This window comes from Microbacterium alcoholitolerans (assembly GCF_050408615.1).
GTDB lineage: Bacteria > Actinomycetota > Actinomycetes > Actinomycetales > Microbacteriaceae > Microbacterium.
The window spans coordinates 1,309,637-1,324,399 of sequence record NZ_JBNTKD010000001.1 but is presented as its reverse complement, the minus strand read 5'-3'; the positions used below and the strand labels follow the sequence as shown (position 1 = coordinate 1,324,399).

The following is a 14,763-nucleotide window of genomic DNA, read 5'->3' as shown; positions in this document are numbered from 1 at the left end:
CTCAGTCGGACTGCTCGAACAGTCCGAGTAGAGCGGCGCGCGCAAGAGCCGCGTCGCGGGATGACACGCCCAGCTTGCGGTAGACCGCGCGCAGCTGCGACTTGACCGTGTTGCGCGACACGAACAGCTGTGAGGCGATCTCGTTCAGCGAGCCGGTGCTGGAGAGCTCTTCGAGCACGGCCCGCTCACGCGGTGTGAGAGGTGCCGAGGTCGCCGAGGTCGCCGAGACCTCCACCGCGATGAGGGCGATCGTCGAGTCCGGTGCGCCGGCTCTGCGCAGGGCCGCAGCGAGAGCGTCGCGCTCGCTCGGCGGGACCGTGCGCAGCGGTGCCGACGCGCCCGTCGATCGGGCGAGTTCGAAGACGCGCTTCGCGATGACCTCGGCATCCTCGGTATGCCCCTGGCGAAGTGCGCAGCAGACGAGCACGAGCTCTGCTTCGAGTCGGTTTCGCGGCGTCAGCGTCGACTTCAGCAGCCGCTGAGCGTGCACTGCAGCGGTCGGGGCGTTGCCCAGCGCCAGCTCCGCACGCGCCAAGGCGATGCGAGCGGGTGCTCCTTGCTTGGCTGACCGTCCTGCGACGCGCCGTGCGGCCACCGCCTCACCGGCCGCGAGGTGCAGTTCGGCCTCCGCGGCATCCAGGAAGCTGCGCGACAGTGCTGTACCTGGAGCGGATCCGCGCTCTTCACGCAGCCGCTGCACTCGCATCAGCCCCGCTTGCACTTCGTCCGCGAGGCGATCGCGTCGGGCACGCACGAGCGCGAAGAGCGTCCAGTGCTCGACGAGATCGACGATCGGCCCGGCTGCAGACAGGTGACGCTGCGCAGCTTCGGGGTCTCCATCCTCAAGTGCGAGCACTGCTCGGCCGAGATGAAAGAAGTCCGCCGGGCTCGATTCGCGCCACCCCGTCGGCCACACCGCCGCGTCGGCCTCGGCGAGCAGCCGACGGGCGAGGTCCATGTCTCCCGTCAACGCCGCCAGGCCTCCGCGAAGCGATAGCGGGTCGACCCGATCCGCTCTGCCTGCCTCGACATGTCTCGCGTAGGCGAGGTCGAAGCATCGCCGAGCGAGATCGAGGTCGCGAAGATAGAACGCTGCGATGCCGAGATGTGTCTGCAGCATCGGCCCCATCCGGCCGAGGGCCTGGGCATCGTCCTCGGTCAGAGCTTCGAAGTCCTTCACCGCCTTGCGTACCAGCGGCAGCGCGCGGCTCGAGAACGGCGTCAACCGCAGAGCCGCAGCTTCGAATGCACGGTACACCACGCGTTCACGGTGCACGCCGCGGTGCGGTTGCAGCCGCTGGAACAGGGATTCGGTGGCGAGCAGCTGCAGCGCTCGGGGTCGCGTGCCGGGATCCATGTTCGAGAGCAGGGTGAGCATGACGGTGAGCCCCGGGTAGCCGCGAAGCCGCGACGTCGGGGTGCCCTGGAACACCTCGTACGTCGCGTCGCGCATCTCGAGCAGGTCGACCATGTTCGCGAAGACGACCTCGGTCGCCAGCGCCGGGTCGTCCAGGTCCAGAGCCTCGCGCAGTGCCTGCAGGGGATCGTGGTCGATGAGAGACGAACGCACAGCTCGCACGATCAGGTTGCGGCGTTCCTCCGGCAGAATGTGTCGGGTGGCGTCTTCGAGGAGGACGCTCCGGATGAACGGATGCATGTGGAACCATTCGCCGTCCCAACTCGCGAACCCGGTGGCGTCCAGGTCGTCGAGGAGCCGGGCGGACAGCCCCCAGCTCTCGACGATCGGACGATCGACACGGGGGAGGAGAGCCAAGCGCACCGCTGAGTCGTAACGGCCGTCGTGCCGATCGAGATCGGCGCGCAGCGTTCGCCGAAGTCGAGATCGCGCACCTGAGATCCGCCCGAGCGCTTCGTCGGTCTTCGCGCGGACGGCTATCGCCAGCCCCTCAGAGCGGCGAATCACCTCGCGCCGGGCTTCCTCGCCATCGAGCACATCGGCTTCGGCGAGATCGTCAAGAGTGAACAGCAGATCCACCGGGGTGATGACATCGACGTCCGCGTCGCAGCTCGCAGCGACCTCGAGGGCCGTCTGCGCGCTCCGGGTGGCGATGACGACGCGAAGCGTGGCGAATCGGTCGATGAGCCGGCCGAGCATCTCGAACTGGGCGCCGTCGATCCGTTCTCCTCGGTCGATCACGAGCACGCCGCCCGCGGCGAGCGCGAATCGCTCCATCTGCGAGAAGGTCAGCGTCCCGTCGTGTGGTTCGCACCAGAGGATTTCTGACCTCAGGGTCCTCGCCCATGCGGCCAGCAGAGTCGACTTGCCTGCTCCGATCGGGCCGTGAACGACGGTCACATCCGTCCACGAGGTGAGGCGGTCGAACAGTCTCGGCCGCACGATCGTATGCGCGGCGATGCGCGGTACTGCGTGCGTCGTCCGGCTGCGTTCTGGCGTCTGCTCCATACGGTTCAACACTGTAGCGATACCGGAGACTTTCAGGCGCTGACTCCTGTCCACAGGGTGAACTCTGGGGTGAAAAGCTGGCCATAGGTCTTCGCCGTGCGGACTGTCGGTCCACACTGGCTGAGGCCGCAGGCTGGTGACGCCGTCTCGAAACCCGATCGGGACAGCGCTCACCTCAGCATGCCTGCGTACCGGGGAAACCGCCGGCGTGCATGACTGCCGCCGGCCGGCACAGTGAGGGGAACAGTCATGAGTATTCGTGATGCCCGGGCGCGATGGCGCCGGGGCCTGAAGAAGGTCGTCGGCACGGCCGCGAGCGTGGCGGTCGTCGCTTCGTCTCTCGTCGTGGCCAGTGCGGTCACGGCCGCGCCCGCCGCGGCTGCGGAACCATTCCAGTGCACACCCGGCTCGGTGTACGTAGTGGGAGATCAGAAGGAACTGCGGGAGTTCACCGTCTCATCGACGGGCAGTGTGCTCAGCACCACCAATCTCGGCCGAGACCATCAGAACAACGGTCTGGGAATCTCTTCGGGTGGTCAGTACGCCTACACGGTGACGAACGGCAGCGACACGAAGTACATCACCAAGTACGACCGTCAAGCGGATCAGCCGAACACCACACGGATACCGGGTGGTGCAGACATCGACAACTCGATTCTGCGGGGCGCGGTGCACCCGATCTCGGGTGTCTACTACTTCGCCAGTCGCACCAGCGCCGATGGTGACATCAAGCTCTACGCATGGGACGAGGACGACGAGATCGCGCTGCAGGTCGGCGCCCTGATGCCCTCCAGCGGCAGCGAGCCGTTCGGCCGCAACGGCGACATGGCCTTCAGCGCATCCGGCCAGCTGATCCTCGTCGCCGATCGATACATCTACGCGGCCGATCTGCCGCTGGAGCTGAACGAAAGCCGTGACGTCATCCCTGCCAAGGAGGTGCACGACATCGGTCGTGGGACCGAAGGCAACGGCATCGCCTTCGGCAACCTGGGACACATCTTCGTCTCCACCAGTGCCAATGAGATCATCGAGATCGACCTCGCGCGCGGCACCGAGGAAGACCGGACGTCCCTGCGCGGCTTCTCGCCGACCGACATGGCCAGCTGCACCTTCCCGAACACGCTGACGCTGAAGAAGGACCTGCCGGAGGGGCGCCACGCCGACACCGACCAGTTCGGGTTGCGCATCGACGCTCCGGACGACTACCAGGTCGAGCAGACCAGCACGACCACGACCGGCAGCGTCTTCGGCCTGCAGCCCGACTACGCGGGCCCGATCTTCACCAACCAGGGTGACGAGTTCGCGCTCTTCGAATCGGCCGTCGGCACCACCGACCTCAGCCGGTACGACGCGTCGCTGAAGTGCGAGCAGGTGGGAACGACCACCCCGGTCAGTGTCAACGGCAACACGGTCACCCAGCCCGCAGGAGACCTCGGCACCGACGTGATCTGCACCTACACGAACGTCAAACTCGCCCCCGAGCTGGCGCTTCGCAAGACGGCTGACCCGGCATCCGGCTCACCGGTCAGCGCCGGTCAGGAGATCACGTACACGGTCGAGGCTGAGAACACCGGAAACACAACCCTCGATCCCGTCGAGATCGCCGATGATCTCTCCGATGTCTTCGCATACGCGGAGTATCAGAACGACGTGACCACCGAGGTCGACGGCACTGAGGCGACCTCGGGCGCCGCCACGGTCACGGATGACCAGCTTGCCTGGACCGGCGCCCTCGAGCCCGGCCAGATCGTCACGATCACATACTCGGTCGTCGTGAACGAGGATGTCTCCGGCGAGACGATCGCCAACCGGGTGACTGCCTCCGGCACCCCGCCCGGCCCGCTGGAGCCGGTCGTGCCGCCCGCCGTCACCACCGAGCACCCCGTCGCCGGCTTCGAGATCACGAAGACCGCGGACCCGGCATCCGGAAGCGTCGTCGCACCCGGCGACACCATCGCCTATACCGTGACCGGTGAGAACACCGGCGGGACCACGCTGAGCCCCGCGAACATCGCCGACGACCTCTCCGAGGTCCTCGCGCATGCCGACTACAACGACGACATCGTCACGCGCATCGACGGCTCGCAGGTCACCTCGGGCGCCGCATCCATCACCGGCGACCAACTCGCCTGGACCGGTGCCCTCGCAGCCGGTCAGATCGTCACGATCACCTATTCGGTGACCGTCGACGACGAGACCTCCGGCGAGATCCTCCACAACACCGCCACCGGTTCGGGCACGCCCACGACGCCGGACCCCGAGAACCCGAACGGACCGGAGATCCCCGGCACCCCGATCGAGCCGCCCGCGGTCTCGACCGAGCACCCCATCATCGGATCGGGCTTCACCATCAGCAAGTCGGCGAACCCGGCATCCGGCACAGCCGTGGAGGCCGGCGACGCCGTCGAGTACACCATCACCGGGACCAACACCGGTGACACCATCCTCGACCCGGCGATGATCGTCGACGACCTGTCGGCAGTCCTCGACCACGCGTCCTACAACGACGACCTCGACGCGACGCGCGGCGAGGCCGAGATCGACGGTGACACGCTCAGCTGGACGGGCGCACTCGCCCCCGGCCAGCTCGTCACCATCACGTACAGCGTGACCGTGAACGCAGGCGTCACCAGCGCTCTGCTGCACAACATCGCCACGGGCGAGGGCACGCCGCAGATCCCGACCGACCCGAGCGATCCGGAGAGCCCGACCACGCCCGGAACGCCGATCACGCCGCCTCCGGCCGAGACCACCCATCCCGTGGTCGACAACGGCTTCGAGGTCACGAAGTCGGCGGACCCGGCATCCGGCACGGCTGTCGAGGCAGGCGACACGATCGAGTACACCGTCACCGGTACGAACACGGGCAACACCGTGCTCGACCCCGCATCGATCACCGATGACCTCTCCGCGGTGCTCAGCAGCGCCGAGTACAACGGCGACGTCGACGCGAACACCGGCAAGGCCGAGGTCATCGAGAACACCCTGAGCTGGACGGGTGTCCTGGCCCCCGGCGACGAGGTCGAGATCACGTACTCGGTGACCGTGAACGCAGACGCCACCGGCGTGCTGCTGCGCAACATCGCCGAAGGTTCGGCCACGCCGCTGATCCCCGAGGACCCGACCGATCCCGACAGCCCGACCACTCCGGGTGAGCCCGTGACCCCGCCGCCGGCGGAGACCGAGCACCCTGTGGTGAACCCCGGCTTCGAGATCACAAAGACGGCGAATCCGGTCACGGGTACGGCCGTCGACCCCGGCAGCGTCATCGAGTACACCGTGACCGGAACCAACACGGGTGACACCGTGCTCGACCCGGCCTCGATCACCGACAACCTCGCCGGTGCGTTCGCTCACGCGTCGTACAACAACAACGTGAAGGCGAACGTCGGAACCGCCGCGGTGGCCGGTGAGACCCTCACCTGGACCGGGTCGCTCGAGCCGAAGGCGGCCGTCACGATCACCTACTCGGTGACCGTCGACGGGGATGCCGGCGGCGAGACGATCCGCAACTCGGTGAGCGGTTCGGGCACCCCGCAGATGCCTGAGGACCCGAGCGATCCCGACAGCCCGACCACGCCCGGCACTCCGGTCGTCCCGCCCACGGTGACGACGGAGCACCCGGTCAACGAGCCCGGCTTCACCTTCGGCAAGTCCGTCGACCCGGCATCGGGCACGGCCGTCGACCCCGGCGAGGTGCTCACATACACCCTTACCGCAGTCAACACCGGTCAGACCGCACTCGACACCGTCGAGATCGACGATGACCTGTCGGGCGTGCTGGAGTTCGCCGAGTACAACGGCGACGCCGCGGCGACGGTCAACGGTGAGACTGCTGCCGAGCCGACGGTCGCGAGTGAAACGCTCTCCTGGAGCGGTTCGCTCGAAGTCGGCCAGACGGTCGTCGTCACCTACTCGGTGACGGTCGGGCCGGATGCCGTCGGCGAGGTGCTGCAGAACTCGGCGACGGGTACGGCAACTCCTCCCGGCGGTGAGACGATCACGCCTCCGCCCGGCACCACGGAGAACCCGGTCAACGTTCCCGGATTCTCGGTGTCGAAGTCGGCCTCGCCGGCTGCCGGGACAGCCATCGACCCCGGAAGCGTCATCACCTACACGGTGACCGGCGTGAACACCGGTGAGACCGCGCTGAACCCAGTCGAGATCGTCGATGACCTCTCGGGCGTGCTCGGGAACGCCGCCTACAACGGCGATGCGGTCGCTACCGTCAACGGTCAGGATGCTGCGGCGCCGATCCTCGACGAGCACGAGCTGTCGTGGACCGGAGCCCTGGCAGTCGGCGAGACCGTCACGATCACCTACTCGGTGACCGTGAACGGTGACGCGGGCGGGGCCGTTCTGCACAACTCGGTGTCCGGAACCGCGACGCCTCCCGGCGGCGTGCCCCCGATCGAGACGCCTCCGGCGGTCACCGAGCACCCGGTCAGCGAGCCCGGCTTCGAGGTCACCAAGACGGCCGACCCGGCATCCGGAACCCGCGTCGACCCGGGCAGCGTCGTCACCTACACGGTGACCGGCGTGAATACCGGTGAGACCGCGCTGAACTCGGTGTCGATCGTCGACGACCTCTCGAGCGTGCTCGAGAACGCCGTCTACAACAACGACGCCGCAGCCACGCTGGGTGAGACCCCGGTAGCCGCTGACGGGTCGCTGTCGTGGACCGGTGCGCTGGCCGTCGGCGAGCGGGTCGCGATCACCTACTCGGTGACCGTGAACGGCGACGCGGGCGGCGCGCTGCTCGCGAACACCGTCAACGGTGTCGCGGTGCCTCCGGGTGACGTGGAGCTCACGCCGCCGCCGGCCGAGACCGAGCACCCGGTCGGCAAGCCCGGATTCACGTTCGAAAAGAGCTCGGACCCGGCGTCGGGCGCGAAGGTCGCCACGGGCAGCGTCCTCACCTACACGCTCACCGGCATCAACACCGGCGAGACCGGGCTGGATGCGGTGGTCATCAGCGATGACCTCAGCGAGGTGCTGCCGTACGCCGATTTCAACGACGACGTCGTTGCGATCGTCGGCGACCGCATCGTGGCCGCACCCGAGCTGGATGAGCAGCAGCTCGTCTGGACCGGCAGCCTCGCCGAGGAAGAAACCGTCACGGTCACCTACTCGGTGACCGTGAAGACGGACGCCGCAGGCGAGACGCTGCGCAACGTCGCGGTGGCCTCGGCCACACCTCCCGGGGGCGAGCTCATCACACCTCCGGCGAGCGGCACGGACCACCCGATCCTCACGCCGCTGGCGATCACCGGCGGACAGATCGCGCCGTGGATCCTGCTGCTCGGCGTGCTGCTGGTTCTCACCGGTTGCGTCCTGATGGTGCTGTACCGGCGCGGCAAGATCGCATAGTCCGCACTGAGGCGGAAGACGGGCGTCACATCCCAGCGGATGCGGCGCCCGTCTTCGCGTGGGGCCGGTATCGCGCAGCAGGCGCGCGCCGCAGCGCCGGAAGGGTCGATAGGCTGAGCAGCGCGATCGCGGCCGCCGTCATGTAGAGCACCAGATAGTTGTCGGCCGCCCCCGAGATCGGGTCGCCGGGCCCCACACGCAACAGCGCGGCTGCCGCGACCGGTGCGAGCACCTGCGGGATCGTCTCAGCGACGTTGAGGACACCCAGATAGGCGCCGGACTGACCATGAGGCATGACGCGCATCGCCAGCGCCAGATTCACCGCGAGGTAGGCGCCCACGGCGAGGCCGCCGACGCTCGTCGCGATCCACAGCAGGGCCGGCGCATCGGCGATCGAACGCAGAAATGCCGCAGCGGCCAGTCCAAGCGCGCCGACAAGGAGAAACGGAAGATGACGTTGCAGACGAGAGGCCAACGCCCCGCCCAGCGAGGCGCCGAGCACGATGCCCGTGCCTCCTGCGAGAGTCGCGACCATCGCGACGGGCGTCGCCGCCACCGCGTCATGCGTCATCCTGTCGATGATCAGATAGATCGTGAAGGCTGTGGCCAGCGAGAAGGCCGACTGCATGGCGAGGCGCTGCAGCCACACCGCGGCGAACGCGGAAGAGAAGCGTGCGGTGCGCCGCTCCTTTCGGACGCGCAGACCTGCGACGTGCTCGCGGTCGGGCACCCGCAGGGCGAAACCGATCACCACCAGAGCGGCCAGCGGCATGACGAACGCGATGAAGTCGACGTGCCGGGGGAGGATCGCTGTCAGCACGAGCGGAGGCAGAGTGCCGACGAATGCCGCCGCTGTGAAGATTCCGGAGGCGGCTGCCCGCCTGTTCTCGGATACGGTGTCGGCGAGCAGAGCCGCGGTCGCGGCGAGGGTCGCGTTGTAGGCGGTCTGTGTCACGACCCAGGCGGCGGTGATCTCCGCCAGAGAGTCCGCTGCGGTCAACGCGACGACACCGAGCAATCCGGCTGCTGCGCCGCCCAGCATCCATGGTCGCCGTCTGCCGAACCGGCCGCGTGTTCGATCCGACAGAGCACCGAACAGCGGATTGGCGATCAGAGCCGCGACTCCGCCGACAGCGAGAACCGTCGCGAGGGCTGCCGCGCGCTCATCGGCAGGAAGCAGGAGGTCGATCTTCAGGGGCATCCCTGCCACGACCGGTGCTGTCAGCGAGCCGAGCGCAACGAGATTGACCGCCGCGAGCAGGCGGATCGACCTGTTCTCGGCTCGGTGCGTACGAGTGTTCACAGGCATCCAGAGCTCTCCGTCTTTCCGCCATTTACTCTAGCTAGAGTGAATGAGTGGGAGAGGTCGGGGCGACGGTGACGGACCTGCATCCGTTCAGGGAGTTGCACCGTCCGCGACTCAGCGACGCGCTCGCTTCGCCGGCCGAGATCGTCGTGCTGGTCGGCCCGGTCGGCGCAGGTGCGACGACACTGCTGCGGCAGTGGGCAGCGCGATTCGCGAACCCGACGTGGTTTGTTCCCGGGTCGAGGCCGGATGTCGTGGGGGATGCTCTCGTCATCGATGCCGCTGACCGGCTCGACGCCGCCGACTGGGACTGGGTCGGAGCCGCGCGCCGCGCGCGCCCGCAGCTGCTCGTCCGGGCCGCAGTGCGCAGCCATCGAGTGGTCCCGGCAGACCAGAGCGCCGAGTTCGTGTTCGAGTTGTCGTTCACTCGAGCGGAGACCGCAGAGTATCTCGCTGCTATCGGCTCGAACCTCGACCCCGCCGCCGTGCACTTGCTCACCGGAGGGCTCCCGATCGCCGTGCGTGCCGCCGCGCAGCTCAAGACCGTGCGCGCAGAACTCGTGAACGAGATGCTCGCCGGCCTGCGCCCCGGATCGCTGGCATCCGAGGAAGCGAGGCTGGCCGTTCCCGGCGTGCTGACACAGCGCGTCGTCGCTGAGCTCGGAGGTGCGGCCGACTTCCTCGATCGAGCCGAAAGCGCAGGAATGGGGCACTGGGTGGCCGGCCCCGGCCATCCGCTGTTCGTGCTGACCGCGCCGGTTCGCGCAGCGACCCTGAAAGCGCACCCCATTGACGATGCGGCGACCGTTCGAGGTGAAGCGAGTCGGATCCTGCTCGCGCAAGAAGCATGGTTCGGGGCCATCATCGAAGGAGCCTCGATCGGATCGCTCGACGTGATCGATGCCGCATTGCGCGGCGGGGGAATGCCATTGCTCGCAGATCACGGGCAGACGATCGCGGCTCTGCTGCGCAGCATTCCGATTCTGGAGCTGCGACGCTGGCCGATCATCGCCATGGCGCTTGCGCTCATCCTCAACGCCCGACGCGAGCACCGGCTGCGGGCAGTGGAACTCCTCGGGATCGCTCTCGTCGGAGCGCGCCGCACGCCGGCCCGCTCGGCTGAGCGCGCTCTTCTGCGATTGATCGAGGCAGTCCTTCAGCGGCTGCTCGGCATCGGAGACGGAGGGGTGAAGGCCGCGCGCGCGGCGGTGCAGATCGTCGCCGAACTCCCGGACGACGAGCACCGCACGATAAAAGGACTGTTGGGCGACCTCCACTTGCATTCGGCGATCACACTGATGTACGGCGGGCAATACCGTGAGGCGATCGAACAGTTCGAGAACGCGCGAACCGCGTCCGCGCGCCCCGGCATCCGACTGGCGTCCTTTGGCGGGGCCGCGCTGATCCACGCTCTCACCGGGGATCTCGCGGGTGGACAGGAATGGGTGGAGACCGCTCTGGAGCGTCCTTGGCCGGATCATCTGCTGAACGAGTACCAGGGGAGCATGCTGCGCATCGCGCAAGCCAAGATTCTGATCGAAAAGGAGGATCTCGATGCCGCCGACGCGGCGCTCGATGAGGTGTGGCATATCGTCGACACGATCGAGCACTGGCCATTGCTCGCCTACCTGCGCGCGATGATCGACATCTGCCGCGGTCGCGCGGACGAAGGGCTGGAGCGGTTCCGGATGCTGCGCCGCAGGCGAGGGGCGCGGATGCCGCGATCCCAGGTGCGACTGCTCGATCTGACCGAATCTTCACTGGCGCTCGCAGCCGGCGATCTGCCGGCTGCAGCTGCGCTCACTCCGCGGGCGGGCGACCTGCCGCTGATCTCGATCGGCGCGGCACGGGCGGAGATGTTCAGCGGCCGTTACGAACGAGCGCTGCAGATGCTCGGGTCGATCCCGGCCGACGGGCCCGAAGCGAGGGTGAGCATCGCCGTGCTCGAGGCGGTCGCGCTGTACCGGCTCGACAGACCGGCCGAGAGCGCGCGCGCCGCCCGTCGAGCGCGCTCAGCTGCCGAGGCGCACGGACTCAAGACGCCGTTTCTGCTGCTCTCCGCTGACGACCGGAACCTCTTCGGCGTGACCCTGGCATGGGAGCCTGTCGCGGTGCCCGGGAAGGCAGCCGTCCCGCAGCTGACGGATCGCGAGCACGTCGTCCTGCGCTCCCTGGTCGAGGCAGCCAGTCTGAACGACATCGCCGCGGGATTGCATGTCTCTGTGAACACAGTGAAGTCGCAACGCAGAACCCTCTATCGCAAGCTCGGTGCCTCGTCGCGAGAGGAAGCGCTCGCGATCGCCGTCGGGCACGGGCTGCTCGGCGAATCGAGACGGTGAGCGTCACAACCCTCACGGCCTGCGCGGCGTGCGCTGCCTCTGCCATTAGGCTGGCAATGGCCGACGCCGTCCCCAGCGGTGCGCGTCAGTTCCCCAGACTGGCGCCGACGCCGGTCAACACTCAAGGGGCCTCCTCGCGCTTTTCCCAGTGATTCGCCCGGGGAGGCCCTTTTCCGCCCAGCGCATCACAGCGTGTACCGAGGAGAACATGCGAACACCATTCGCGCGGCGCAGAGTCATGGCCTTCGCGATCATCGCAGCATCTGTTGCGTTCGTCGGATGCGGGCCGTCGCCGTGGAGCGCCGAACCGGGCGATGCGACGCCCTCGCCGACCGTGAGCGTGCCTCCTCCCGTGCCCAACGACCTCTCCAGCGGGAGCACGGAGCGTGAACTCACGGCCGGCGCTGTCTCAGCACAGGTCGATTACTGGTCGACCCTGTCGATGGACCAATGGACAGCCGGTGCGGTCAAGCCGATCAGCATCTCGCTCCTGACCACGGTGACACCGGACGACGGCCAGAAGGTGTACCTGCAGAAGGCGTCGATGATCGCGACACCGGCCAATGCGGACGAGACTTTTGCGCCCCTCGAAGCACAGCTGGACGCGGCCAGCGTCACGCCCGGGTACCTGGTGCTCTCGCCGTACAGCTACTCGCAGACGTTTCACGTCGGCCCGGTCGACGAGGCCGCGACGTACGTCACGGTGCAGTTCACATACGACTTCCTCGTGCAGACGACGCCCACGTCGAAGGAGTACGCGAAGCAGACCGCGACGGACACGCTCACGGTGGCGATCGCGGCCGATTAGGCGGGTCGAATCGTGAGCCTGTCGAAGCGTCTGGCGGGGAAACCTCAAGGTTCGCGCAAGATCAGCGCGAGAAGACCTCCGGTGCGATCCACGGCGCTCTTCGGCGATTCGAGCGCCGATAGCGTGACGGAGACGCGCTCGCGTCCCTCGCCACCAGCATCCTCAGAATCGGGTGAATCATGACTACTCGTCGCGCACGCCGCGTCGCCAGGGGAGCAGGAGTCCTGCTCGCGCTCTCGACCATCACAGGTCTTGCCGGCTGCACACAGATCGTCGACCTGTTCAACGGCGTCCAGGCGCCGCAGCCGGTCGTACCGACCGCGCCGACCACGACCTCGACGCCACCGCCCGAAGATCTGGCGTTCGACTCGCAGTTCACCCGTGATGGGTCCGTCTCACTGTCGAGCGAGGTCGCCGAGGAGCTCGATGTGCGCCTTGACGTCTGGGCCTACGAACCCAAGCGCACGATGGAGTGGTATCACGATGGTGAGAAGAGTTTCGGCTTCGCCATCAATGTTCACGACCATCGCGTTGATGAGAAGGCCGTGCTCACGGAGAAGCGGCGGGTGTACATCTCGCAGGTCTCGATCACGTCGCAGACCTCGCAGACGTCGATGCAGACCTCAAGCGCGTTCCAGTTCAGTGCCGACCCGCGCACTCTGGTGCCGTCCGACACGATGCGCTCCGACCGCGGGCTGCTGCTGAACAGTTTTCAGGGCGGTCTGCTCGTCCCCGAGACGACGATCCACCAGTTGCCCGACGACACGTACGGGATCACGTTGCAGTTCGCGCTGACGGTTTCGGTCGAGGGATCCGCCAATGATGACAACAGCTTCCAGCAGCAGTCGGTCTATCAGGTGCTGCCGATCGCCATCTACCCAAAGGTCGAATAGATTCGCCTTAAGCGAACCTTGCGGATAGACCAAGGTCGAAAACTCGCTAGACGAAAGTCTATGTACGAGGATTGATCCGGGGGAGCCCAGACCCAAGTGCTCCGCCGGATCAGAGGCCATAATGTCGACGCCGTTCACCGCCCACCGGTCCATCGAGCCGTACGCCAAACGCGATGATGAGTTCGTCGCCGGCGAGCGCGACTATGTGGCGGGCTTCGCCGACGACTTCGCGGATGTCTTCGAGCAGACGTCCGTGCACCGGTCCACGGTCGGATGCGTCATCCCGGCGTACAACGAAGAAGCATCCATCGCCGGCGTGATCACGTCGCTTCTCGGCCAGACCCGTGTGCCCGACGTCATCCACATCGTCGTCAACAACACCACCGACGACACCGTGCGCGTGGCATCCGAATTCGCCGGCGCTCACGAGATCGTCACCGAACTCGGCGAGCAGTTCACCGAGGTGTTCGTCCATGACATCGGCAAGAACCCCGACAAGAAGGTCGGCGCTCTGAATTACGGCTACTCGCTCGTCGAGGGGTACGACTATCTGCTCGGCGTGGACGGCGACACGATCGGCGACAAGCGTGCCGTGGAGTACCTCGAGACCGAAGCGGTTTCCGACTCTCGCATCGGCGGAATCTCGGCGATCTACTCGATCGACACCGAGCCGATCAAAGGAATGATCCCGAAGTTCCTCATCGCCGGCCAGCGCACCCAGTTCGCCGCATTCAACCTTCAGAACCTGCTACGCGGCCGCAACATGGCCGTGCTCGGCGGGCAGTTCTCGATATTCTCCACCAGTGCGCTCCGAGCGGTGATGAAGGCCAACCATCAGCGCACTCCGTGGGTGAAGGACAGCGAGGTCGAGGATTCGCTGCTGTCGCTCCAGATCAAGAGCGCCGGCTTCCTGACGAAGATCAGCCCGTACGCCCGCGCCGATGTCGGCGGCATGACGACGCTGCGGGCCTACGACGCCCAGCAGGTCAAGTGGACGTACGGCGCCATCGAGCTCATGTGGCCGGGACAGCGAGGCGATACGAAGGGCCAACCGTTCCACCCCAACCTGCGTCTTCGCTGGTTCGAGAACTTCGGAATGCTCACCAACCTGTTCGTGCGCATCGCTTTCCTCACGCTGCTGGCGGGGTCCCTCTCGATCGACGCGTTCGTGTTCTCGCCCTGGTGGCTGCTGCCGGTCGCGACCGCAGTGCTGTTGAATGTGCGCGTCGCGATGACGATGAAGGATCGCAAGAACAGCGACGTGCTCTTCGCGGTGCTGATCTTTCCCGCCGAGATCTTCATGTGGATCAGGCTGAGCCATTTCATGCGATCGTGGTTCCGGTTCCTATCGCGAAAGAAAGTCGACAACTGGGCGATGCAGGCCAAGGCCGAACGCGGCAGCGGAAGCGGGCACTGGATGCCGCTGATCATGCTCGCCGTCGTACTCGCGGGCCTCGCTGTCGGGTGGAGTCTGCTGGGTCCCGTCGCGCAGTCCGCGATCCTCTGGGTCGGCTGGCCGATCGTCGGCGTCGTCACCGTCGTCCAGACGGTGCTGATGATCTTCAAGCTGCTGCGCCGCTACCAGGGGTACAAGGTCTGAGCAGGCCTGGCGACGGCGCGTG

The 14,763-nt window shown here is 66.9% G+C and carries 7 protein-coding genes; 5 read left to right on the top strand and 2 right to left on the bottom strand.

The genetic code is table 11. The features are described from left to right. Position 1 precedes the first annotated feature (1 nt). On the bottom strand, positions 2-2,425 hold the full coding sequence (locus ACQUSX_RS06300; protein ID WP_428906100.1) for a helix-turn-helix transcriptional regulator: 2,424 nt from the start codon (positions 2,423-2,425) through the stop codon (positions 2-4). 249 nt (positions 2,426-2,674) lie between these two features. Between ACQUSX_RS06300 and ACQUSX_RS06295 the strand changes: the two genes are divergently transcribed. Further along, a complete protein-coding gene (locus ACQUSX_RS06295; protein WP_428906099.1) occupies positions 2,675-7,795 on the top strand; it encodes a DUF7927 domain-containing protein in 5,121 nt (1,706 codons plus the stop codon). Between the two features lie 25 nt (positions 7,796-7,820). Here ACQUSX_RS06295 and ACQUSX_RS06290 read toward each other — a convergent pair whose 3' ends face one another. Further along, positions 7,821-9,104, bottom strand: a complete 1,284-nt coding sequence (locus ACQUSX_RS06290) for an MFS transporter (RefSeq protein ID WP_428906098.1) — start codon at positions 9,102-9,104, stop codon at positions 7,821-7,823. Positions 9,105-9,151: 47 nt separating this feature from the next. Here ACQUSX_RS06290 and ACQUSX_RS06285 point away from each other — a divergent pair, with 47 nt between their 5' ends. The 4 genes from ACQUSX_RS06285 to ACQUSX_RS06270 all read left to right on the top strand — a co-directional run bounded on the left by ACQUSX_RS06285 (position 9,152) and on the right by ACQUSX_RS06270 (position 14,741). Next, complete coding sequence (locus tag ACQUSX_RS06285; protein ID WP_428906097.1) at positions 9,152-11,440, top strand: helix-turn-helix transcriptional regulator; 2,289 nt, start codon at positions 9,152-9,154, stop codon at positions 11,438-11,440. A 208-nt stretch (positions 11,441-11,648) separates the two neighbouring features. Continuing rightward, positions 11,649-12,248: a hypothetical protein gene (locus tag ACQUSX_RS06280; RefSeq protein WP_428906096.1), complete on the top strand. Its 600-nt coding sequence runs from the start codon at positions 11,649-11,651 to the stop codon at positions 12,246-12,248. Positions 12,249-12,427: 179 nt separating this feature from the next. Continuing rightward, on the top strand, positions 12,428-13,141 hold the full coding sequence (locus ACQUSX_RS06275; RefSeq protein WP_428906095.1) for a fructose 1,6-bisphosphatase: 714 nt from the start codon (positions 12,428-12,430) through the stop codon (positions 13,139-13,141). 121 nt (positions 13,142-13,262) lie between these two features. Beyond that, the gene (locus ACQUSX_RS06270) at positions 13,263-14,741 is read left to right on the top strand and encodes a glycosyltransferase family 2 protein (RefSeq protein WP_428906094.1); all 1,479 of its coding nucleotides are present in this window, start codon (positions 13,263-13,265) and stop codon (positions 14,739-14,741) included. Positions 14,742-14,763 lie beyond the last annotated feature (22 nt).